The organism is Fibrella aquatica, assembly GCF_041321135.1.
GTDB lineage: Bacteria > Bacteroidota > Bacteroidia > Cytophagales > Spirosomataceae > Fibrella > Fibrella aquatica.
Window position 1 is genome coordinate 80652 of record NZ_JBGGWF010000002.1, and the last position, 22519, is coordinate 103170.

Here is a 22519-nt window from a genome sequence, read left to right on the forward strand (position 1 = left end):
GCTCATTGGGTAAACGCCTGTTTCTGGTTAGAAACCTTTGATCCTTGATGCTGTTTTGAAAGGCATGGGACAACCGATTTTTCTCGCTGATATCGCCGATTTTTTACAAACCGAGTTCACCACAGTCCAATATCCAGACACGGAAGCCGGAGGCGTTTTTAAGTCGTCAGATCGCTCGGTTCAACGCATCGGACTGGCCCTTGAGCCTTGGGTAGACATTGCTGGATGGGTACGTTCCGAACGGTTGGATGCACTTTGGCTACATCGCCCCTGGCAACTTGACCTAGATAGCCTTCCATCTGATGTTGGCGTGCTGATGCATCATTTACCATTCGATGAACACCTGACAACTGGCTACAACAAGCATCTGGCCGCCATATTAAGCCTAAAGTCGCTGGAGGAGCTTGGCTATAAACAAGCCGTGGATGATTCCGGAAACACGTTTCCAAAGCGACCCATCGGTATGATTGGTAACGTACCCGCACAGACCGATGAAGCGTGGCTTGATCAGATCGCGCAGGAATTTGGAGGCTACGAACGCGCTGAACCAGGTCAGGTACTTTCCCATTCGCGTGTGGCGGTTGTGGGAGCCATGAACCCGGCGTTAGTCTATGAGGCACATGAACGGGGTGTTAGCTTATACCTGACCGGCGAATATCGAAAAGGGACGCAGAAGGCCGTGGATGAAACAGGTATATCCGTTATAGCTATTGGGCACCGCCGTACTGAGGAATGGGGAGTAAGGGCATTAGCTAAAGTCCTGAAAGATCGCTGGTCAGAATTACAGATAATCACCAGGTAAATTACCTCGCCGTTTTCTTGACCAGACCGTTAATCATTTCGGAAAAATAGGCACTGTTTTGGGGGCCGAACCAGTTCATGACACGGGTTTCGTAGGCGTCTTTTCCGTAATAAGCATCTGGTGTGATGTAGCCGATGTACCCACCGTTAAAACTGGTTACCATCAGGTTTAGCCCCTGTCTGTAGGCCGACAGAGTGAGGGGAGGTAACAATTCACCCGAAAAATCGCAGGGGGTGCCCACCAGAACGGCCGGGCCAATACGCAGCGCTTTCAGATCGGATGGGTAATCACCATACACGGTATGAAACAGCCAGGGCCGGATTCGCCAGTCGCCAATAACACGGGGGGCGGGGTCGCGCAGGGTAAGGGGTAAGGTGAGTAAACTGAGTGTGCTGTCGGTCTGGGCCGGCAAGCGACTTAGTTCGGGCTTCAGCCGGGCCAGCACATCGGCGGCGTATTTATTGACTACCGGAAAATCTTTTCCCGTGGGTGGTCCGTTTGGTCCCATACTGCCCACAGCACCTGCCAACGCCAGGGCAAAGCCTCCCGTTTCCTGTTCAATCCCATCGACAACCCGGCCGGGCCAGTCGCGCGAGAGATATTGGTAGCTGAAAATATTGATCAGGGTAGCGTGTGCCGGGTACGTAAGAAGGGTGGCGGTTTTTCCATCGGTCCGCTTAAGTTGCAACAACCTGAAAAATGGGTCAACGGGTTTGGTGCGATCGAGGCGATTGTATACAAACTCGGGTGCGTTGACCTGTCCGTAGCCCACTGTGGTAGGTTGCAGATCTGTCTTGGCTTTCAGCAACGCGGCCAGTATGGTATTCGTGATATGATCGACAACGCGCTGATCGTAGCTTCCCGAAAATAAATTGCCGACCAGCCCCGGAGCCCAGCCACCCAAACTGCTGTGACTGTGTGTGGCGCCGAAATACACCGATTCCCAGGTCAATCCAATTTCGGGCAGGCGTTTTCGTAATTGCTCGCTGACAGTGGGTGGCGTAATGAGCAGGTCAGAGGCAACCAGCGCGATAGGTCCATTCCCATTGTCGAAAACAAGGGCACGTACCCAGACAGAATCGCTAACGGTAGTCCAGTGTTTGCCGCGCCGGACGCCGTAGCCTCCCGTTGGTGTGGTAAAGGCAGGGGTTAGGTTTGCTTTAGCCCAGCCCACGCGAAGTGCCGTTTTGGGCGTAGGAGGGCCGGTTAACGCTGTTAAGCGCGCGTTGGTTTGCGCATAAAATTCGGTTTGCCTGTAAGGCGTGTGATCATTGGGTGACAGACTGATGGCCAGCAAGAGCAGAACGAACACCAACAGACCCAATAAAACCCGGAGCAGAATACGCAGAAATTTCATGGGGCAAAGGTAAGGGTGTCTCCGAGAAACATTTTTGCCCATTTTAGGGGTTACCCATACGTTACTAATAACACAAAATTTGGCTCAAGGCTTAGTTATACGCTCAACCGGTTCCTGGTACGACGTCCGTAATTCGGACGGACATATTTTCCGCGCCCGATTAAAGGGGAAATTCAAAATAAAAGATCTGAAGGTAACCAACCCCATTGCGGTGGGCGACCGGGTCCAGTTTGAGGTAGAAGATGAAATCGAAAACACGGCAGTGATCTTCGATATCGCTCCCCGCGAAAACTATATCATTCGCCAGTCGGTCCACAAAACGGCGCACGGGCATATCCTGGCGGCTAATCTCGATCAGGCGGTATTGTTGGCTACATTGACCTTACCCCGCACGTCGCTTGGCTTCATTGACCGTTTTTTGGTGGCTGCCGAGTCGTTTCGGATTCCGACCACGGTGGTGTTCAACAAAGCCGATATTCTGAACGAGGAAGGGCTGGCTTTCCAGCGTGAACTTCAGGATATGTATGAACAGATCGGTTACCAGACCATGGCAACTTCGGCCATCGACGGCGATGGGGTTGAGGCGTTTAGGCAATTGCTAAGTGGAAAAATCACGTTGCTTTCTGGTCATTCCGGCGTGGGTAAATCAACGCTTGTTAATGCCATTGCGCCATCGCTCGATCTGCGTACCAATGAGGTGTCGACTTTTGCCAATAAAGGCGTGCACACCACCACATTTGCCGAGATGTTTGAGCTGACCCCAGGCACGTTCATCATCGATACCCCGGGCATCAAAGAGCTTGGTTTGGTCGAAACGTCGAAAGAAGAGATCGCGCATTATTTTCCTGAAATGCGCAACCGCCTGAACCAATGTCGCTTTCATAACTGCCTGCATGTTAACGAACCGGGCTGTGCTGTTAAAGAAGCTGTCATTGAAGGAGATATTGCCGAAAGCCGCTACAATAGCTATCTGAGCATGGTTAGCGGAGAGGATAACCGGCGTTGAAAAATGGGATTCTCTGGCAGACTCCAGGCGTTGGCTATTGGATACCAGAATAAAAACTTCGTTAGTTTTGCGGATGAAAAAGCCATTTTTCCTCCTCATAATCCTATTCTGGTGCCGAATAGGTGCGGCTCAGACCCCACAGATTCAGCGGGTTGACCCCACAAACTGGTGGGTAGGCATGAAAAACCCGAATCTGCAACTGCTGGTCTACGGGCCCAATGCCGGCACAATGACTTACTCCATCAAATATCCGGGGGTGAAACTGGTGAAAAGTCATAAAGTTGAGAACAAGAATTACGCGTTTCTCGATCTGACTATCGCTGCATCGACTAAAGCAGGTACATTACAGATCGTTGGGCGGAGTGGAGATCAAACCATTACCCGCGCTTACCAACTGAAAAGCCGTGATTCGCAACCGAAAGGGCAGGGGCTTACGTCTGCCGATTTTATTTACCTGCTCATGCCCGACCGCTTCAGCGGTGCCGATCCGGCCAACGATAAATTTGCCGATATGGCCGATAAAGACGCCGACCGAAACAGACCGTTTCTGCGGCATGGTGGTGATTTGAAAGGCGTCGGTAACCACCTCGATTACCTGAAAGAGCTGGGTGTTACGGCGCTCTGGATGACGCCCGTGGTTGAAAACAATCAGCCACAAACCAACGAAGGGGGCGCTATGCGGTCGGCTTACCACGGTTACGGTTTCACCGATCATTACACCGTGGATAAACGGCTGGGTACGAATGAAGAATACAAGGCGCTGAACCGGAAATTGCACGATATGGGCATGCGGGTGGTGCAGGATGCGGTGTATAACCACGTAGGCATCAATCACTGGTTTCTGAAAGATATTCCCTCGAAAGACTGGCTGCATCAATGGCCAACCTACACCAACACGTCCTACAAATACCAGCCAGTTACAGACCCGCATTCGTCGGCGACAGACCGTAAAGTGACACTTGATGGCTGGTTCGTACCCTTCCTGCCCGACCTGAATCAGAGCAACCCGTTTGTGGCAAACTATCTGATTCAAAACGCCATCTGGAGTACAGAAGAGTTTGCGGTAGATGCCTGGCGGATCGATACGTACATGTATAATGATCAGCCGTTCATGAATCGCTGTAACGCTGCTCTGCAAGCCGAATACCCGAAGATGTACACCTTCGGCGAATCGTGGGTCAATAACAGCGTTGATCAGGCGTACTACACCAGGAACAAGATCAACTTCCCATTCAAATCAAACCAGACGGGCGGGCTTGATTTTGTGTTGTACTCAGCCATCAATGCGGCGCTGAACGAAGGCGAAGGCTGGGATAGCGGTGCCAATCGGGTGCAGCAGGCGCTGGCGCAGGATGCTGTGTATGAAGACCCGATGAAGCTGGTGACTTTCCTCGATAATCACGATACCGACCGGTTTTTGTCGGTGGTGAAAGAAGATGTCAACAATTACAAAATGGGGATCACCTGGCTGCTGACCACACGCGGCATTCCGCACCTGTACTACGGCACCGAAATCCTGATGAAGAATTTCAAGAACCCATCCGATGCCGAGGTACGCCGCGATTTTCCCGGCGGTTTTGACGGTGATAAAGAAAACAAGTTTACGGCATCGGGGCGTAATAAAGCCGAGAATGATGCCTTTACGTTCGTAAAAACACTGGCTAACTATCGGAAAAATACGCCCGCTCTCCATTCGGGCAAACTGATGCAGTACCTGCCACAAAACGGGACCTACGTGTATTTCCGCTATAACGATAAGGCAACCGTGATGATAGCTACCAACCAGACTGATAAGCCTGTAGCGCTGGACATGGCTCGCTTTAGCGAACGTACCCAAGGTTTTAACAGCGCTAAAAATGTGCTGACGGGAGAAGTAACTCAGAACCTGAAGACAGTTCAGTTACCCGCCAAAACGGCGCTGGTGCTGGAGTTGATGCGCTAGTTATACCGGGTTTCAACCGGTGCAATGGATGCTTCGCTATGTCACGTTTAGTGCTTAAGGTAAAGTTTAGTCTGACAGCGCATTCCGCATCCCTTGCGCCGGGTAAAGCCCGGTGTAACTATGAACTAGTGTACCTTTGCAAATCAATTTAGCCTTGTCTAATGCGCTTTATTCGTCCTCTATTACTGGTTACACTCATCGTTCTTTCAACCGGTTCGTTTGCTCAATCGCTTAAAACACTGATTGTTACAGCCCATCCTGACGATGAGACTATGTTTCCCGTTACGGTCTTCAAACTGGTGCGTGAACTGGGCGGGTCAGCCGATCTGGCGCTGGTTACCGACGCGTCGGGAGGTTTTAACGGAATGGTGGCCTCTAAATATTACGGGATCAACCTGCTCGATTCGGCGATGGGAAGGCGTGTATTACCGGCCATTCGCAAGAAAGAACTGATGAAAGCGGGCGAAATCATGGGTATCACCAATTTCTTCTTTTTCGATCAGGTCGATGACCGGTTCTCGACAGACCCGTCTCCTTATCTGGGTGGCCGCCGCTGGAATACTGAACTGGTTGACCGGCAACTCGACGAGGTGTTAAGTAAAGGACGCTATGATCTGGTTATCTGTTTAGTGCCCTCTGCCGAGCAACATGCTCACCACAAAGCCACCACGGTGCTGGCACTCAGAGCTGTAGCGCGGTTGTCGGGCAAAAAGCCGATTATATTAGGAGGGCGTACTATCAGCCGGGCCACTACCTTCTCGTTTAGTGAATTGCCTGGTTACCCGGAAACAAAAGTGCTGCCCGCCGCTCCCGTCTATGAAGTCGATGTGTCGCATACCTTTGGCGAAGGCGGCAAACACAGTTACCAGATTGTGGCCGACTGGGTGAAAGCTGAACACAAATCTCAATCGGGCGATATGAACGTAGCCATGCACCGGGGCGATGTGGAAGTGTTTTACTATTTTTCTCAAAATGGCCCCGGCGGCCTTGAAACCATCAAAAAACTGTTCACCGCATTAAAGGCGAGTGGGTATTAAATAGGTTCAATGTTTAAGGTCTAACGTATAACGTTCAATGTTGCGCTGCTCTGTCTAAATTATAGCCGTGCAACGCAACATTGAACGTTAGACCTTGAACGTTGAACCCGAATTTTATGATCAAAGCATTCCTTTTTGACCTCGACGGGGTTCTGGTCGATACGGCCGTGTTTCATTATCAGGCTTGGCGGCGGATGGCTAATTCGCTGGGGTTTGATTTTACCCATGAATTCAACGAGACGCTGAAAGGTGTGAGTCGGATGGATTCGCTCGACCGAATTCTGGCCCTTGGTGGCGTAACGTTGCCCGATGAGCGGAAGCTGGAACTGGCCGCTCAAAAGAACGATTGGTACCTCGAATTGGTCAATCAAATGACACCAGCCGATATTCTGCCCGGTGTCAACGCGTTTTTGGCGCAGATTAAACAGGCTGGCGAGCAGGGGCATCCGATCAAGATTGCGTTGGGCTCCGTCTCGAAAAATGCCCCGCTGATTCTGGAACGTGTTGGTTTATCCCATATTTTCGACGCCATCATCGATGGATCAAAAATCACGAATAGCAAACCCCACCCGGAAGTTTTCCTGAAAGGAGCGGACGAACTGAACGTGACGCCCGAGGAGTGCATCGTGTTTGAAGATGCCGTTGCCGGGGTTGAAGCCGCCAAGCGGGGCCATATGTTCGCGCTCGGTATTGGCTCGCCCGACGTACTCACCGAAGCCGATCTGGTTGTGCCCTCGCTCGAACACATCACCGTCTCAGAACTCCTGGCCGCAGTAGAACGTACCCGGGGCTTGGGGTATTAAATTTGTTCAAAGTTCAAGCGGCCCGCTGCCGCGGGTCTAATGTTTAATGAGCGTCGCGAAGTGTTCCGTCCGTTCATTAGTCGACAAACTTTAGACATTAAACCTTGAACTTTAAACCCTTCTCTAACCTATCATGAAACAGTACCTTACCAACGATGCGTGGTGTGTAGTCGAAGAAGGCTTCCACCCGGAGTTTAATGAAGTGACCGAAAGCCTGATGTCACTGGGCAATGGCAGGCTGGGTGGCCGGGGTAACTTCGAAGAGAAGTACACCGGCAAAACGCTACCTGGCAATTACGTGGCGGGGGTTTACTATCCCGACAAAACCCGCGTAGGCTGGTGGAAAAATGGCTATCCCGAATACTTCGCTAAAGTGCTCAACGCCGCCAACTGGATTGGTATCGACGTTGATATCGAATACGAATCGCTCGATCTGAATACCTGCGAGGTACGTGATTTCCGGCGGGTGCTGAATATGCAGGAGGGTTACCTCGAACGGCAGTTCGTGGCCCGGCTGAAGAGCGGCAAAGAGTTGAAAATCAGTTCTAAACGTTTCTGCTCGATTGTCGACGATGAAGCTGGGGCTATTCGATACAGTATTACGCCACTGAATTTCGACGCCAAAATTACGATTACCCCTTACGTCGATGGCGCTATTCGGAATAAAGACGCCAACTACGACGAAACATTCTGGGATGAGGTGCGGAAAGAAACGGCCTACGGCGAAGCGTTTATTGAGCTACGTACCCGGAAAACCGGCTTTCATGTTGTGACTGGAATGTGTGTCGAAGTAGAGCAGAATGGCGCTCGTCTCGATTACCAGTCCCAGCCCATCAAGTACGAAAAATACGTGGCCAACCGAATCTCGCTTGATTGTCGGGAGGGGCAGGAAACGGTCATTTATAAATACGCCGTTAATCTGTCGTCGCTGAATTATGACCCTGATGAGTTGCTTAAAGAAGCCCATCAGTACATGCAGCGAATCACGCGCAAAGGCTTCGACAAAATGCTGTTCGAGCAACAGCAGGCCTGGGCCGATAAGTGGAAAATGAACGACATCATTATTGATGGCGACATTGCCGCGCAACAGGGCATTCGGTTCAATATCTTCCAGCTTAATCAAACGTATACCGGTGAAGATGAGCGACTAAACATTGGGCCCAAAGGGTTTACTGGTGAAAAATATGGCGGGTCTACCTATTGGGATACCGAGGCCTATTGCCTGCCGTTCTACCTGGCTACGGCCGATCAGAAGGTGGCGCGCAACCTGCTGGTATACCGCTACAAGCACCTAGAAAAAGCCATTGAAAATGCGCAAAAGCTGGGCTTTCGGGCCGGGGCGGCGCTATACCCGATGGTGACTATGAACGGCGAAGAGTGCCATAACGAATGGGAAATTACCTTCGAGGAAATTCACCGGAATGGCGCCATCGCCTACGCTATTTACGATTATGTTCGGTATACCGGCGACGAAACGTACCTGGTCGAATACGGGCTGGAGGTACTGGTAGCCATTAGCCGGTTCTGGAGTCAGCGCGTCAACTGGTCGGAGGCTAAACAGCAGTATGTGATGCTGGGTGTGACCGGGCCAAATGAATACGAGAACAACGTAAATAATAACTGGTACACCAACTACATTGCCGCCTGGACCTTGCGTTACACCATGGAGGCCGTTGAGACGGTGAAGCGCCTTAACCCCGACGCCTACACGGAACTGGCCGACCGAATCCACTTCCGCGAGGAAAAAGAGATCGCCAAAGCCAAACACATCGTCGACAACATCCATTACCCGTTCGACGAAACGAGGCAGGTGTTTCTGCAACAAAGCGATTTCCTCGATAAAGAAATCATGCCGGTCGATGACATCCCGAAGGGCCAGCGACCACTGAACCAAAACTGGTCGTGGGACCGGATTCTACGGTCGTGCTTCATCAAACAGGCCGATGTATTGCAGGGGTTATACTTCTTTGAAGATGAATTTGATATCGACACCCTGAAACGGAACTTTGATTTTTATGAGCCAATGACCGTTCATGAATCGTCGCTGTCGCCCTGTGTGCATAGCATTCAGGCGTCGAAGCTGGGTATGAAAGAGAAGGCCTACGAAATGTATCTCCGTACCGCCCGCCTCGACCTCGACGATTACAACAACGACACCGAAGACGGTTGCCATATCACCAGCATGGCCGGTACCTGGCTGGCCGTAGTGAAGGGCTTTGGCGGTATGCGCGTTGAAAAAGACCAACTGCTTCTGGCACCCTACTGCCCCGATGGCTGGACATCATTCGCGTTCAAAATCCGTTTCCGCGGTGCTTTGCTTCAGGTAACGACCACCCAACAGCAGGTGACCATCGAAAACTTTTCGGCACAGGCCGTTACGCTATCTATCTACGGTGACGTGGTGAAGGTGGATGGAAATATGAAGCAGCACGTATCGGTATCAGTCTCTTAGCTTTTTATAACTAACGCATGAATATCGCCGTTTGGCACAATCTTCCCAGTGGTGGAGCTAGTCGCGCCCTGCATCAGCACATCAAAGGTCTTGCTGAGCGGGGACATCAGATTACGGTATACACTACGTCGATGGCCGACAGCGTTTATCTGGACGTTGATCAGTATGCGGGTGCGGCAAAGATTGTACCGCTCAATATGACGCTCCGCATCCGGCATCAGTACCGCGATCAGGTACGTTCGCTGGAGTTATTGCCTGATACGCAGATTGAGTGGATGCTGGAAGCCTGCCGCCAATCGGGCGAACAGATCAGGGCGGGGGGGCACGACGTATTGTTTGCCAACTCGTGTCAGTATTTCATGATGCCGTACATCGGCCGGTTTGTCGATTTGCCTAAAGTGCTTTATCTGGGCGAACCAAACCGGTCGTTGTTCGAGGCTTTTCCCACACAGCGATGGGCTGCTTTGCCACCGGCATCGGGTCGGTGGCGCGAGGCGAGTTACCGCAAAGCGTTTTGGGACGATATCTTCGAACAGCGTAAAGCGCGGGTACGTGTTCGCGAAGAAATTGCCAATTATCACTCGTTCGACAAGGTGTTACTGAACTCCTATTTCAGCAACGAAAGTGTGGTGAAGGCTTATGGCGGTGGTGGCGATGTGTGTTACCTGGGTATCGATACCGATTTGTTTCCCTTTCTAAACATATCCAGGAAACCCTTCGTGATGGGGCTTGGCGCTTTCTTCCCGCACAAACGACCCGACACCGCCATACGTACGCTTGCTCAGTTTCCGGCCGGTCAGCGCCCGCCGCTAGTGTGGGTGGGCAACATGGGCAATCAGGACTATGTGGCTGACATGAAACGTCTCGCCACCGAACTCGGGGTTGATTTTCAGCCCCATGAACGGGTATCGCAAGCCGAATTGATCGAGCTTCTTAATACAGCTACTTGTCTGCTTTATACGTCTGAACTAGAGCCGTTTGGCTTTGCTCCTCTAGAGGCAAACGCGTGCGGATTACCCGTAGTAGCGGTTGCCGAAGGCGGTATTCGGGAGACAGTAATCGACGAAAAAAACGGATTACTGGCCCCCCGAGACCCTGTTCAGCTTGCAGCAGCGGTAAATCGGCTATTGACCGACCCGGCACTTCATCAGCGCCTGTCGGTGCAGGGGCGTAGCTGGGTAGCCGGTCAGTGGAGCACCAAACTGGCGATTGACCGGCTGGAGAAAGCGTTGATAGATTCGATGAATCGGGCTTAAAAATCGCTGGTGCTGTGCGTTGTGGATACTACCCGTTTCCAGTCGGGGTGGCGCTTTATGTAGGCGGCTACAAAGGGGCAAAGCGGCACGATTTTCAGATTGTGCGCTTCCGCGTATTCCAGCACCTGTTTCACGAGTGAAGAACCTACTCCCCGTCCTTCCAGTGCCGGATCTACCTCAGTGTGTGCCAGGGCCAGGGTCTGCTCGTCGGGCTTAAAGTAAGTTACGATAGAGAGCGTGTCGTCAATCCGGAGTTCAAACTGGCGTTTATCAGTGTTGTGTGTAACGGTTGGTTGAGCAGGTGTCATAGGTTTTTCATATTATTACTTCACTTCCGTGTCAAAAGCGCCGGTGAGTATTTGCCCGTTACGCTTTACCTGAACCCAAATGCGGTAATTACCCGCTTTGGGGAATGCGTACGGAAATGTCACCATGTTATTGGTTGTCTGTGTATGGTTCATCCCTGCCATTTCGGGGGCTAGTACAGCGTACTGCGCCGAAGCGGGTTGTGTTTTCAGGTTGCTCAGGTACGTGTCGATACTGTCGCGGAAACGGGCACCGTTCAGCCTGGGCACCGTTCTTGACGTGTCGGCAATCCGGTTCACCAGCATTGATTCTGAAGCCATTGAATAAGTACCTACCGGATGCAGATGAATATAAACGGACCCGTCGGAACGAAGAATAGCGGCATGACCACTCATGCCAAGGTAAGGTTCTAGTTTAGTGGCTTTTCCCGCCGGATCAGCTACTGCAAACTTTAGCGTATAAAGCTGACCCGTCTCCAGTACGGTTGATGGCTTATCGGTCCAGATCATGGTTGAGCCATCGGAGAGGCGGGTGCTTGCTCCGGGTATACCACAGGCAGCCATATCTTTATCCAGGCTTAACGTACCTGGATTGGCTTGTTTTTCGCCCAATGGCTGCGTGATCAGGTAACTGTCGTCGGGGTCGAGCGTACGGCGCGCAGCCACCTCGGCCGATACTTTCAGCGATGGAATATCAACGGTATCGGTTAGGGTTTCGGCGTAGCCCGAGCGGTATACAACATCGGTATAGATCAGGTACCGACCGCCGGGCAGGTTGGGCAACTTGGTCTGAAAATGTAGTGAATCACGACGGGTAGGGTGGAGGTGCGCAAACGCATCCAGACCCGGTAGCCTGACCATGAACGTGTGCATAAGCTTGCCGTGATCGGGTACCATCAGGTCGAAATCACGCCGACGTCGCCAGTTGTTGGCAAAGCCTGTTGTGTCGGGGCGCATCGTCAGCACTACCTGCCCATCTGCTGGTGTAGCACTGCTGATAAGGGGCGGTGCTTTATACAGTTGATAGGTGCGGTACTCATCGGCCCAACTGTTCCACCACATCCGTCCGCCCGTGAGAATCAGGATCAAACACACTGCGCCTACACCCATGCCTACCATTCGCTTCCGCTGAAACGACTTGCTTTTGGCCGCTCCCGGCACCCAAATGCCGTCGGCATTGCTGGCACCAATAATAGTAATCATCATCGCCAACAGGAGTAAACACATCACCGCCAGTCCGGCACCGGTGCCTGCGGGCATTTCGCGGGTAGCTGTTGACGTTGCCAGCACAGGTACAACCACATCGACCTTGCCATCAGCGCCTTCGAGGGTCAGTTGGATACTGGTTGAGCCCGATTCCATCAGCCAGATGGCTCCTTCAAAACGGTTGTTGCCGATATTGGTTAACGGGTCGGCTTCGGGCGCTCCTTCGTCGCCTTCAAAAAAATAAACCGGCCGTCCCTGAATACGGCTGGGGTTGCCTTTTTCGACATATACCGTAACGAGTGCTGTTCCTGGAACAACATCGGGTGGTTGTACGCTCACTAGAAGTTGGTATTTCCCGACCTGCTTCTGTACGATGACCCCCGAACTGCCAATATGGGCAACGGCCAGAAATGAATGGGCACAGAAAAGTAGAAAGAATAAGCTGCTACGGACGAAGTTCATAAAGGTGTTTTTTACGGCCAATGATTGGCGACCGGTCTCGAGTAGTTAGCGAACAACGCGCTTCATCCAATTCCCCCATAGCAAACCAATCCGTGCCGATACCATCGCAATCAAGAGTGCTTTGCCGAACTCGAGCGCAAAAGCAGACGCAGACTGCTTGTACCAGGGGCCAAACTTAAAGCGGTATTCCCAGTTGGGGTCGCTGCCGTAACTCCACGAATCGCTCATGAAAAACCAGTTTCGGGCTAATGGCGACTCATGCAAAAAACCGCCGAATGGCCACTGAACGGCAAGGAAAACGACCAGAAAAATAGCCCCGGCCAGTGCTGCCAATAACCAGTCGTTGAGCGGTTTTACCGTTCTTCCTACCGAGAATCGATTCATCAGCCGATCGAGCGCATAGCCGGGAACAACCAGCAAGAGCGGAAAAATAAACGCCTGGTAATGTGTAATCGGATTGGCCACCGGGCCCAGTTTAGGCGTGGCCGAAAAAAGGGGAAGCACCCAGCTGGGCAGTGCAATAGCCAGCATATAAATGGCTGTTACAGCTGTAATTGGGTACCGAAACGCGGCATCGTTTACACCCGCCCGGCCAATAGCCAGTAACAGAAAGGGAAAGGCAATGGCTGCGGTGACATAATAGGAGGAATGATGCGATTCGTAACGACCCATATTTTCGGATAACAACACGAACAACACACTGAGTATAAAGGCACTCGACAGAATAAATAGTAACCGAATGCGGGCGGCCTGTTGTGGGTTGGCCTGAGTAACCGCCTGGTTCTGTAGCGACAGTACGGCCACAATAGCGCCAAACTGAACCATCATCATGCCCACCAGCAGAATGGTGTGTGGTGGGGTCAATATTTGGACATCAAGGCCATAGGTGTTGTGCCACCAATCATCGAACGGGGCCGAAGTAAGCATGGCCAGGGCACCCCAAACGCAGTACATAGCGCCTAAGGAACCATAGAAAATACCCCAGAATTTAACGGACCTGGCGCGGTCGGGGTGATTTTTGCGGAGAGTAATCGAAAGGATCTGATAGCCCGAAAATAGACCGGATACCAGGGCACCTACGTACATAACTACGTGAGGTGCCGAAAACAACCCATCGCGGCCAATGCTCATATGCCACATAATGTCCCAAAGCAGCCCCATAATGATGCAGAAGGAGGCAAAGACAACGGCGTATGCATAAGTGGGTAAACCCAGCCGCCAGTCGGTGGTGCGGGGTTGGGCAAGCGGGTAGGTAGAGGAGGAAGGCAGTGCTGATTGCATAGCGTCGGGAAGCTTGAGAAGCAATATCCCAAAGATGCAAAAAGTTACCGGTCAGTTGCTCTGTAAATTCGCTAAATGGTCGATCGAAGGGCCTGATTTTACTTGAACCAGAATCCCTTCGCAATCAGATAGGGAATCAGTAGCCACAGTAGGCCTTTGATGAGGAAGAATAGAAACCCGGCCCAACCCATTCGTTTGAGCCACCTGCTGAACTTGCCTTTAGTAGATTCTTCCACGTTTGATACAACGGGTAAAGTAGAGAAATGCAATCTGACCCGGTGAGATTAGGCTGGGTAGATTCAACAGATGAACAGGCTAGAGACCGATAAAAATCCTGTCCTTAGCCTGAATGTCAACCAACTACTAGGTTTTCTGCTTCTTTTTCTTGGCCGCTGGAAACAGAATGTTGTTCAGTATCAGGCGGTAGCCGGCCGAATTGGGGTGTAGATTCAGGTCGGTCGGTTCTTCACCGATTTCATGGCGGTAATCTTCGGGGTCATGACCACCATAGAAGGTGAAGAAGCCCTTTCCGTAGGGCGCGTGGATGTAACGAGCTTCTCCCGCTGCCCGATTCTCGGCCAGAATATCGACCTGTGGCTTAATGTATGCTTTCTTGAACGCAGTTGTTTGCCCCATAAACCCTTTGATGGTCCCCTGATGGTTTTGCGTTAGCATGGTGGGAATCGGATTCCATTTGGCCGAAAACTGAAAGAGCGTGAAGTAATCGTTATGCTCGGCTAATCCGCGTTCTTCGGGTTGGTTATCAATCGTAGAGAACTCGATCATGTACGGATTAGTGTACACTTTGAAGTCTTTGAAGGCCATTGTCTGGCTGAAGTCGAGTTTATTGTTGCAATTCGGGTCGGCCGGGTCACCGTCGTAAAACGCGTCGACCATATCGGTGTTTTGAGCCGCGAGCGCAATGTCGTAGGTATCGGTGGCATTGCACATAGCAAACATATAGCCCCCACCCAGGGCGAAATCGCGAATTTTCTTGACTACGGCCAGTTTCATTTCGGGCACTTTACTAAAACCGAATTTCTGGGTGATTACCTCCGCTTCCCGCCGTTGCGCCACATACCACGGTTGATCTTTCATGTGAAAAAACTTCCCGAACTGACCCGTAAAGTCTTCGTGGTGTAGGTGCAGCCAGTCGTACTCGGGCAGTTTACTATTCAACACCTCTTCGTCGAAGACAACATCGTACGGAATTTCGGCGTAGGTCATCACCATGGTCACCGCATCATCCCAGGGTTGCTTGGTTTTGGGTGAATAGACCGCCACTTTAGGTGCTTTTTGCAGCTTCACGGCATCCATGTTCGCATTTGGCGACGCAATTTCAGCCAGAATGTTCGCGGCATCTGCATCTGAAATGATTTCATACGTCACTCCTCGAATCAGCATTTCGTTGGTAAACGAGGCCGATTGCGGGAGCAGAAAAGCACCACCCCGGTAGTTCAGCAGCCAGTCGATCTCGGTATCATGTGTTTTCAGCACCCAGAAAGCAATACCGTAGGCCTTCAGGTGGTTTTTCTGGGCGTCGTCCATTGGCACCAGAATTTTGGAAGCCAACGCCGAGGAGACTATGCCGGGGAGGGTCAGCAGAAATAGGATAAGCGGTAACAGCAGGCGTTTCATTGGCGTTTTGTCGAGTGCGTCAGGTTGTAGCTTTGTAACGAAGATACGTAGATAATTAGTCGTTCTTTCACGCTGTCCGTCATCATGAACATCATAGAAAATATTCGGGAGGGGATTCGCTCTATTTTGAGTAATCGCCTCCGCACCATTCTTACTGCGCTCATTATTGCCATTGGTATCACGTCGCTTGTGGGTACGTTAACGGCAATCGACGGTATTCAGGCCTCGCTGAACAGCAGTTTTGAAGGGTTGGGAGCCAACACATTCAGCGTGGTTGCCCGGCAGGAAGTTCGTCGGTTTGGCGGACGGGTTATTCAGAAAGACAAACCCATCTACTATCACGACGCCCTTTCTTTCCGTCGTCGCTACAAATACGGGGCCACTATTGCGCTGTCGGCGGCTGTTACGGGGGCAGGGCAGGTGAAATATGGCTCTATAAAGACCAACCCGAACGTGCAGGTGATCGGTATCGACGATGCTTACCTGACCGTAAAAAACTATAAAGTATCGTTGGGCCGAACCATCAACGCCAATGACCTGAACAACTCGCTCAACGTGGCGCTTATTGGCAACGAACTGGCTACTACCTTATTTAAAGGGAAGATTAATCCCGTCAATCAGGTAGTGCGGGTACTGGGGGGGCAGTTCCGTGTGGTAGGAGTATTGGAGAAAAAAGGGTCTCTCACTGGTGGTGGTGACGACCGTGTCCTGCTTATTCCACTCGAAAATGCGCGGCAACTGGCTGGTACTCGTCAATTAACATTCGACATCACGGCGTCGGTGACTGAAATCGGTGATCAGGATATGGCTGTTGGTGAAGCCACCGGCCTGATGCGTCAGATTCGGCAGGACCGGCTGGGACAACCCGACTCGTTCGAAATAGAGCGGGCCGACGCGCTGGTGCAGGATATCGAAGAAACAACGAATTATCTCCGTTGGGGTGGATTTGGTATTGGTGCCATCACCCTACTTGGCGCTGCCATTGCGCTGATGAATATCATGCTGGTGTCGGTAACCGAACGTACCCGGGAGATCGGCATCCGCAAGTCGCTGGGCGCTACCCCCACACTAATTAGGCAACAGTTTCTGATTGAGGCTATTGTGATTTGTATCCTGGGTGGATTAGGCGGAATCATTATGAGTCTGGCTATTGGTAATCTGATTGCCATGGGAGTAAGCAGCGGCGCCGGAAAATTTGTTGTACCCTGGCTCTGGATGGGTATGGGGCTGGTTGTCTGTGTGGCCGTTGGCCTCTTCTCTGGTATTTACCCCGCCGTTCGCGCCTCAAAGCTAGACCCTATCGACGCACTCCGTTACGAATAACCAATTGTCGGGTGCAACCAACGACTTAGCTGGCAAGGTCTCGTTTTGATTTCTTGACATATTCGAGCTTGCATTAATAATATAAGTGGGTTATTGTGTATGAGTAAATGTACTCGTGAGCAATAACCCACTTTGCATTATTACCGAAAGCTGTATGATTAATCAGTTAGCTAAGTAATTAATAGGCACAAATTGTAGGTAAACTGGTTTCGTCTGATTTATTTTGGAATTGTTAACTGTTTTCCAGTTTCACCAATTTGCAAAATAATCTATGTTAAAATGTTACAAACTTGACAGATTTGTTCTGTCTGTAATCGTACTGTTAGTTTTTTCTGTGGGCAGTGTTTTTGCTCAATATGCTATTAAAGGGACTGTTAAAGATGATAAGCAGGAGCCACTCATTGGGGTAACTGTTGTTATTGTTGGCACTACGAATGGCGTATCCACCGATGTGTCAGGGAACTACTCATTAAAAGTTGCTGACGGAGCGTATAAGGTTAGCTATTCGTTCGTTGGCTTTGGTACCGTGACCAAAGATGTTAAGGTAAGCGGTAATGAAGTGGTCATGGATGTGCAAATGGAGCCATCGTCTGCGGTATTATCAGAGGTTGTGGTAGTAGGTAGCCGTGCCTCGCAACGATCTGTTGTCGATTCGCCCCTGCCCGTTGATATTCTGTCGGCCGCTGATTTGCGAACCACCGGTCAGCCTACGTTTGATAAATCGTTGCAGTACCGGGTGCCTTCGTTCAATACCGTCAACACGCCCGTAAACGACGCTACTACCCTGTTAGATCCCTGGGAACTGCGGAACATGGGGCCAAGCCGGACCTTGATTCTGATCAATGGCAAGCGTAAAAACCTTAGCTCGTTGCTCTACGTACAGTTTTCGCCCGGTCGGGGCGAAACGGGTGTCGATATTTCAGCCATACCGCAACAGGCCATCAAGCGGGTCGAAATTCTGCGCGACGGGGCTTCGGCACAGTACGGGTCTGATGCCATTGCGGGGGTAATGAACATCATCCTGAAAGATAAATTCGAGTACACTAGCCTGAACGTCAATACGGGCATCACCTCAAAAGGCGATGGTGGTATGTATAACGTAGCGCTGAATGGTGGTAGTAATCTCAGCAACAAGGGTTTCGTGAATTACACCGTTGATTTGATGCAGCAGAACAACGCTGTCCGTTCCGGTATCGTCGACGTACCTACCGAAGTGGCTACGTTTGGGGGGAGTCCGGCACAGGATGCGCTGATTACTACGTACCTGAAAGATTACCCGACGGCCAACAACGTAAACGGAACGGGCGAAACTACGGCCGCAAAATTCCTGATCAACGCCGGCGTGTCGCTGGGTAACAAAACGGATCTATACGCCAACGCAGCCATGGTTGTGAAGCGGGTATCGAGTTTGGCCAACTATCGGCCGGCTTACTGGCGTCAGGATCGTGGATTGCTGCATAGTGTGACCGATAACGGGGGTAAAAACTACCTGACGCAGGCTACACTTGCGTTTCCAACGGAAGATAATGTTAACTTGTATAGAGGATATATCGGCTATCAGCCTACGTTTGAAGGTAACCTGCTTGACTACAACGCAACAGTGGGCATCAAAGGTGAAGCAAATGGTTGGAGACATGATGTGAGCCTGACTACCGGCTACAATGATCAGACCTACACGGTTGAAAATACGGTTAACCGTACACTGGGTAAATCAAGCCCAACCCGCTTTAAGCCCGGTGGGTATCAGTTTGGTCATCTTGTTGGTAACATCGACGTTTCGAAGCAGCTAACCGAGAAATTTAGCCTCGCTCTGGGTATGGAGGGCCGCACGGAGAAATATACAATCCTGGCGGGCGACGATGCTTCGTATGAAGGAGAAGGAGCTAACTCATTTCCAGGGATCAACCAGTTGAATGCGGGCACAAACCAGCGTTTTAACATTGGTGCCTACGTTGACCTGAGCTATGATCTGACGAAAGACTTCCTGGTAAACGGTACATTCCGGACCGAAAACTACAGCGATTTTGGCGCAGCCAACGTCTGGAAACTGTCGACTCGCTACAAATTGGCCGACGATAAAATCATTCTGAGAGGCTCGGCTTCTACAGGCTTCCGGGCACCCACGCTGCACCAGATCTATGCCCAATCAGTACAGGCCGCCTTTGTGGGTGGTACCATTCAGTTGTCAGGCTTATTCAACAACCGTTCTGCGCAGGCTCGCTTACTAGGCATTCCTGCCCTGAAGCCGGAGAAATCGATGAACTACACGGCAGGTATAGCCTTGAATCCAAGCCGCAACTTCAGCGTTACCCTGGATTACTACAGCATCAACGTATCTGACCGGATCGTGTACAGCTCATCTATCCGCTCATCTGATCCGACCAGTACGTTAGGCGGCATCCTGAGTCAGGCTGGTGTATCAACGATTCAGTTCTTTATCAATGGTATCGAAACCAACACGTCGGGTCTCGATTATGTAGTAGCTTATCGGAACCTGATTCTGGGAAGCGGTAAACTGGGCTTTAGCTTGGCGGGTAACTTTGTGTTGAACAACGAAATCGTTGGCCTTCCTGCTGATCCCCCAGCCATCAAGGCTGCTGGCTCAAGCATTCTGAACACACAGATAAAATCACTGCTGACCGAGAGTCGTCCGAATTACAAGTCGATTCTGGGCGTTGAATACAGCGTTGGTAAACTGAACCTGAATCTGTATAACACCCTGTTTGGTTCTACCTCATTCCAGGATCTGGATAACGGCGGTTCGGCGATGGAAAACATCAAAGCAACCTTCACACCTGCGGTGGTATCTGATCTAAGCGTTGGCTATGCATTTACTGACAAAATTTCGGCTACCGTTAACGTCAACAATCTGTTCAACGTACTGCCCAAGTGGGATCTGGTTGCGCTGAACGCCGAAGGCGAGAAGGCCATTGCTAATCCGGCCGATAAATCGTTGCTGCGTGGTTTCCTCGGTTTCAGCGGACGTTATGATATTCTGGGTTACAATGGCTCACAGTTCAGCCAGTTGGGCACCATGTTCAATGCCAACCTGAGCATCAAGTTCTAAGCATTTAGTAGCTGATACTACATTTGAAACGGATTGTTGCCGGGTCTCAGCCCAGGTGACGATCCGTTTTTACTTTACGAATTTCGACGAGCTGAAAACACCCAGGTATCGAATGCGTAGGTAGGCTGGCCTTGTTCATGTATAATTGTCAGGCCAGCCAGTTTGAGCAGCAGCCGAATCTCGTCGGGCTGAAAGGCACGTAGCGTGGCGTCGTCGTGGGCTATTGGCAGTAACGACTGCTCTGCTTGTTCGATAAAAAACTCTGAATGCCACTTCCACGTAAAGCCGGTCTCAAGATCAGGGGCGTAGCGGCTCTGTCGTAGATACGTCTGCCCATCACACAAAGCCCGGTGATTGATTACCGTTTTGGGGTCAATACCAGTCATGAACGAGTTGGCGTCGATGAAATCGAAATGTAACGTACCTGTGGGGGTCAGGTGTTTCGCCAACTGCCGGAACGTACCCAGTACCTGATCATTGGTCAGAATGTAACTGAGGCTACGAGCTGTAATCAACACCGTGTCGAATGTTTGCCCGAGTTCAAGAGTTCGCATATCAGCGAGGGCAAACTGAGCGGCTGGAACACGTTTTCTAGCTAGTTCAAGCATCTCTGGACTACTATCAATTCCGAGGTAAGAGTAGCCCGCGTTGATGAACCGACTCGCCAGATGACCTGTGCCGCAACCAATTTCCAGTACTGATTTAACGTTAAATGTGCTGAAACACGTTTCGTACAACTGAAACTCGGCATCGTAATCGATAAACGTTTGATACAGTGCGTCGTAGAGGTATGCCAGTTCTGAATATAGCTTTGTCATGACGGCAAGATACGGCCTGCTGGGTAGCCAAAAAATGGGAGGATGCGTTTCTCTTACGCGGAATTTGTAGCCAGATGTTGCTTTTGCTGACTGGAAACACTACTTTTGCCCCACGTTCAACTGAACACTACTGAGTCAAACCTGCCGGGTTGGCGGAACCGGTAGACGCGATGGTCTCAAACACCATTGTTCGCAAGGACATGCCGGTTCGAGTCCGGCACCCGGTACAAGTATAACCCCTAATAATCTGATAAACAGAAAGTTAGGGGTTTTTTGTTTGTAGTCGTGTACGGTATTGAAATTGACCGTTCAGATTTGAGCCGTCGTACTATTCGTACCAGTGCGGAAGTACAAGACGTTGAGGCCACGATAGTAGTGGTCTGCCAAAAGTCGATCTGACACACATTGATCAATCGGGTACAACAGGGAATACAGCAGGCGCTTGCCACAAGGCCAGGCGAAAGGCTATTAGTTGAGCGGCTGTCTATCACGCTGAGTGATATAGAGAACCCAAAGAAAGCTACAGAGGGCCAAGGCCGTTGCTATAAAGCCGATGGTCGACGCTTCTGCAAACCGCTGAGCATGCCCGGACAGAAAAGAACCTAACACATCGGAGAGGTTAACCAACGCCATGTACGCGGTGAATTGCGAGCCCTCTACGTCAGGTCGGCACAGTGACATCAGAATGGGTATCGCGGCGACGCTTAGGCTGGGATCCATGAGGTTCCAGAGAATAGCCCCCGCTCCAGCCACAGTAGGGTTACCCCAAAAAGGAGATAAAAGGTTGATCGTTAGTAGATAAACAACGTGCAGACCCATCAGGTAAGGCAGTAGTCGCCTGGCTCCAAACCGGTCGGCTAGCCAGCCACCAGTCAGAATGACGATCACTACAACCACCCCGCCGTAACTACCCGAAAGGCCCGATAGCGCCGTGTCGCTCCAGCCGAGCTTCTGAATAAGATGGGTATTATAAGCACGGATAAATATACTTTGTGCCGAATACACCAGTATGATCGGTAAAAGCCAGCGCAGGCTTTCTCTGGCCGCTAATCCCTGACCTAATTGGCGAAATAACCAGCCTGTCGAGTGCGTATGTTGGGCTGCTACACGCTGAGTAGTCTGCCGGGTAGAGCGAGACGGAAACAGTAAATCTGTTGGGCGTTCCCGGATGAAAAATGTGAACACGGTCAATAGCAACAGACTTCCCGACTGAATCAGCACAGCCATCTGAAAGCCCTGATGGCGCAGCACCTGAGAAAGACCTGCGGCTCCCAGGCTTATACCGACCAGAAACCCGCCCCTCATGACGGCATTTATTCGTCCCCGTTCGCCGGCTGGAATGGTCGAAATGGCCATCGCGTCTACACTGGCATCCTGAACGGAGGCAACAGTGCCGTGAACCAGAAATGCCAAACCCAGTAGCGTAACCTGACCGACTGGATCACTCACCCAAAGCATGGATAAAGACGCCAGAAAGGCCATGAACTGAGAGGCTACAACCCAGGGGCGGCGTCTGCCCATGGCTGATCCCTGGAATCGATCGATGAACGGACCCCAGATGAATTGCAGTGTCCAGGGTAACCCCTGCATGGCTACGAACGTACCTATACGATCGGCCCGCAAGCCTTCGGCAGCCAGGTAATTGGCAAGGGCGGTGGTGGCAAAACCAGCCGGAATTCCCTGCATAACGTATAGGTAAGAAAAGGCGACAAAGCGTAGGCGCTTGTTTTGGGTTAGAATCAACCCGAATCGGGGGCTCGACGG

17 protein-coding genes and 1 tRNA gene are annotated in these 22519 nt (G+C 51.2%); 10 read left to right on the plus strand and 8 right to left on the minus strand.

Going from position 1 to position 22519, the window contains the following annotated elements; all coding sequences use genetic code 11:
• Positions 1 to 64 precede the first annotated feature (64 nt).
• Positions 65 to 802: a Nif3-like dinuclear metal center hexameric protein gene (locus tag ACAW87_RS04325; RefSeq protein WP_370721929.1), complete on the plus strand. Its 738-nt coding sequence runs from the start codon at positions 65 to 67 to the stop codon at positions 800 to 802.
• Position 803: 1 nt separating this feature from the next.
• On the opposite strand, the gene ACAW87_RS04330 is transcribed toward ACAW87_RS04325, so the two are convergent.
• Positions 804 to 2159, minus strand: coding sequence for a neutral/alkaline non-lysosomal ceramidase N-terminal domain-containing protein (locus ACAW87_RS04330; RefSeq protein WP_370721930.1), 1356 nt, complete (start codon positions 2157 to 2159; stop codon positions 804 to 806).
• Positions 2160 to 2238: 79 nt separating this feature from the next.
• On the opposite strand from ACAW87_RS04330, the gene rsgA reads away from it, so the two are divergent.
• The 6 genes from rsgA (at position 2239) to ACAW87_RS04360 (ending at position 10655) form a co-directional block, all read left to right on the plus strand.
• Entirely contained in the window at positions 2239 to 3165 is a 927-nt protein-coding gene (gene rsgA / locus ACAW87_RS04335; RefSeq protein ID WP_370721931.1) for a ribosome small subunit-dependent GTPase A, read from the plus strand.
• A gap of 73 nt (positions 3166 to 3238) precedes the next feature.
• Positions 3239 to 5107, plus strand: coding sequence for a glycoside hydrolase family 13 protein (locus ACAW87_RS04340; protein WP_370721932.1), 1869 nt, complete (start codon positions 3239 to 3241; stop codon positions 5105 to 5107).
• A gap of 161 nt (positions 5108 to 5268) precedes the next feature.
• Positions 5269 to 6144 (plus strand): PIG-L family deacetylase, encoded by an 876-nt coding sequence (locus ACAW87_RS04345; protein ID WP_370721933.1) that lies wholly within the window; start codon positions 5269 to 5271, stop codon positions 6142 to 6144.
• Between the two features lie 116 nt (positions 6145 to 6260).
• Positions 6261 to 6947 (plus strand): beta-phosphoglucomutase, encoded by a 687-nt coding sequence (gene pgmB, locus ACAW87_RS04350; protein WP_370721934.1) that lies wholly within the window; start codon positions 6261 to 6263, stop codon positions 6945 to 6947.
• 133 nt (positions 6948 to 7080) lie between these two features.
• Entirely contained in the window at positions 7081 to 9399 is a 2319-nt protein-coding gene (locus ACAW87_RS04355) for a glycoside hydrolase family 65 protein (RefSeq protein WP_370721935.1), read from the plus strand.
• A gap of 17 nt (positions 9400 to 9416) precedes the next feature.
• Positions 9417 to 10655, plus strand: a complete 1239-nt coding sequence (locus ACAW87_RS04360) for a glycosyltransferase family 4 protein (protein ID WP_370721936.1) — start codon at positions 9417 to 9419, stop codon at positions 10653 to 10655.
• Here ACAW87_RS04360 and ACAW87_RS04365 read toward each other — a convergent pair.
• The 5 genes from ACAW87_RS04365 to ACAW87_RS04385 form a co-directional block, all read right to left on the minus strand.
• The gene (locus ACAW87_RS04365) at positions 10652 to 10963 is read right to left on the minus strand and encodes a GNAT family N-acetyltransferase (protein ID WP_370721937.1); all 312 of its coding nucleotides are present in this window, start codon (positions 10961 to 10963) and stop codon (positions 10652 to 10654) included. The two genes, ACAW87_RS04360 and ACAW87_RS04365, sit on opposite strands and share 4 nt — an antisense overlap.
• Before the next feature lie 15 nt (positions 10964 to 10978).
• Positions 10979 to 12628 (minus strand): DUF8832 domain-containing protein, encoded by a 1650-nt coding sequence (locus ACAW87_RS04370; protein ID WP_370721938.1) that lies wholly within the window; start codon positions 12626 to 12628, stop codon positions 10979 to 10981.
• Between the two features lie 45 nt (positions 12629 to 12673).
• Positions 12674 to 13909, minus strand: a complete 1236-nt coding sequence (locus tag ACAW87_RS04375) for a hypothetical protein (RefSeq protein WP_370721939.1) — start codon at positions 13907 to 13909, stop codon at positions 12674 to 12676.
• Between the two features lie 98 nt (positions 13910 to 14007).
• Complete coding sequence (locus tag ACAW87_RS04380; protein WP_370722829.1) at positions 14008 to 14145, minus strand: hypothetical protein; 138 nt, start codon at positions 14143 to 14145, stop codon at positions 14008 to 14010.
• Between the two features lie 127 nt (positions 14146 to 14272).
• Positions 14273 to 15547 carry an asparagine synthetase B gene (locus tag ACAW87_RS04385; protein ID WP_370721940.1) on the minus strand — a complete coding sequence of 425 codons (1275 nt, stop codon included), beginning with the start codon at positions 15545 to 15547 and terminating at the stop codon, positions 14273 to 14275.
• Between the two features lie 84 nt (positions 15548 to 15631).
• Here ACAW87_RS04385 and ACAW87_RS04390 point away from each other — a divergent pair, with 84 nt between their 5' ends.
• Positions 15632 to 16870: an ABC transporter permease gene (locus ACAW87_RS04390; RefSeq protein WP_370721941.1), complete on the plus strand. Its 1239-nt coding sequence runs from the start codon at positions 15632 to 15634 to the stop codon at positions 16868 to 16870.
• A gap of 334 nt (positions 16871 to 17204) precedes the next feature.
• Positions 17205 to 19937 carry a TonB-dependent receptor gene (locus ACAW87_RS04395; protein ID WP_370721942.1) on the plus strand — a complete coding sequence of 911 codons (2733 nt, stop codon included), beginning with the start codon at positions 17205 to 17207 and terminating at the stop codon, positions 19935 to 19937.
• A gap of 74 nt (positions 19938 to 20011) precedes the next feature.
• Here the strand turns inward: ACAW87_RS04395 and ACAW87_RS04400 are convergent, their stop codons facing one another.
• Positions 20012 to 20755 carry a class I SAM-dependent DNA methyltransferase gene (locus ACAW87_RS04400; protein ID WP_370721943.1) on the minus strand — a complete coding sequence of 248 codons (744 nt, stop codon included), beginning with the start codon at positions 20753 to 20755 and terminating at the stop codon, positions 20012 to 20014.
• 143 nt (positions 20756 to 20898) lie between these two features.
• On the opposite strand from ACAW87_RS04400, the gene ACAW87_RS04405 reads away from it, so the two are divergent.
• Positions 20899 to 20982: transfer RNA gene (locus ACAW87_RS04405), tRNA-Leu, on the plus strand.
• A gap of 241 nt (positions 20983 to 21223) precedes the next feature.
• Here ACAW87_RS04405 and ACAW87_RS04410 read toward each other — a convergent pair.
• Entirely contained in the window at positions 21224 to 22441 is a 1218-nt protein-coding gene (locus ACAW87_RS04410; RefSeq protein ID WP_370721944.1) for an MFS transporter, read from the minus strand.
• Positions 22442 to 22519: the final 78 nt, after the last annotated feature.

What these genes read in the sequence shown, in the direction of transcription:
- ACAW87_RS04325 (WP_370721929.1), top strand. Translation starts at nt 65, where the DNA reads ATGGGACAACCGATTTTTCTCGCTGATATCGCCGATTTTTTACAAACC.
- ACAW87_RS04330 (WP_370721930.1), bottom strand. Translation starts at nt 2,159, where the DNA reads ATGAAATTTCTGCGTATTCTGCTCCGGGTTTTATTGGGTCTGTTGGTG.
- ACAW87_RS04340 (WP_370721932.1), top strand. Translation starts at nt 3,239, where the DNA reads ATGAAAAAGCCATTTTTCCTCCTCATAATCCTATTCTGGTGCCGAATA.
- ACAW87_RS04345 (WP_370721933.1), top strand. Translation starts at nt 5,269, where the DNA reads ATGCGCTTTATTCGTCCTCTATTACTGGTTACACTCATCGTTCTTTCA.
- pgmB (WP_370721934.1), top strand. Translation starts at nt 6,261, where the DNA reads ATGATCAAAGCATTCCTTTTTGACCTCGACGGGGTTCTGGTCGATACG.
- ACAW87_RS04355 (WP_370721935.1), top strand. Translation starts at nt 7,081, where the DNA reads ATGAAACAGTACCTTACCAACGATGCGTGGTGTGTAGTCGAAGAAGGC.
- ACAW87_RS04360 (WP_370721936.1), top strand. Translation starts at nt 9,417, where the DNA reads ATGAATATCGCCGTTTGGCACAATCTTCCCAGTGGTGGAGCTAGTCGC.
- ACAW87_RS04365 (WP_370721937.1), bottom strand. Translation starts at nt 10,963, where the DNA reads ATGACACCTGCTCAACCAACCGTTACACACAACACTGATAAACGCCAG.
- ACAW87_RS04370 (WP_370721938.1), bottom strand. Translation starts at nt 12,628, where the DNA reads ATGAACTTCGTCCGTAGCAGCTTATTCTTTCTACTTTTCTGTGCCCAT.
- ACAW87_RS04375 (WP_370721939.1), bottom strand. Translation starts at nt 13,909, where the DNA reads ATGCAATCAGCACTGCCTTCCTCCTCTACCTACCCGCTTGCCCAACCC.
- ACAW87_RS04385 (WP_370721940.1), bottom strand. Translation starts at nt 15,547, where the DNA reads ATGAAACGCCTGCTGTTACCGCTTATCCTATTTCTGCTGACCCTCCCC.
- ACAW87_RS04390 (WP_370721941.1), top strand. Translation starts at nt 15,632, where the DNA reads ATGAACATCATAGAAAATATTCGGGAGGGGATTCGCTCTATTTTGAGT.
- ACAW87_RS04400 (WP_370721943.1), bottom strand. Translation starts at nt 20,755, where the DNA reads ATGACAAAGCTATATTCAGAACTGGCATACCTCTACGACGCACTGTAT.
- ACAW87_RS04410 (WP_370721944.1), bottom strand. Translation starts at nt 22,441, where the DNA reads ATGCAGGGAATTCCGGCTGGTTTTGCCACCACCGCCCTTGCCAATTAC.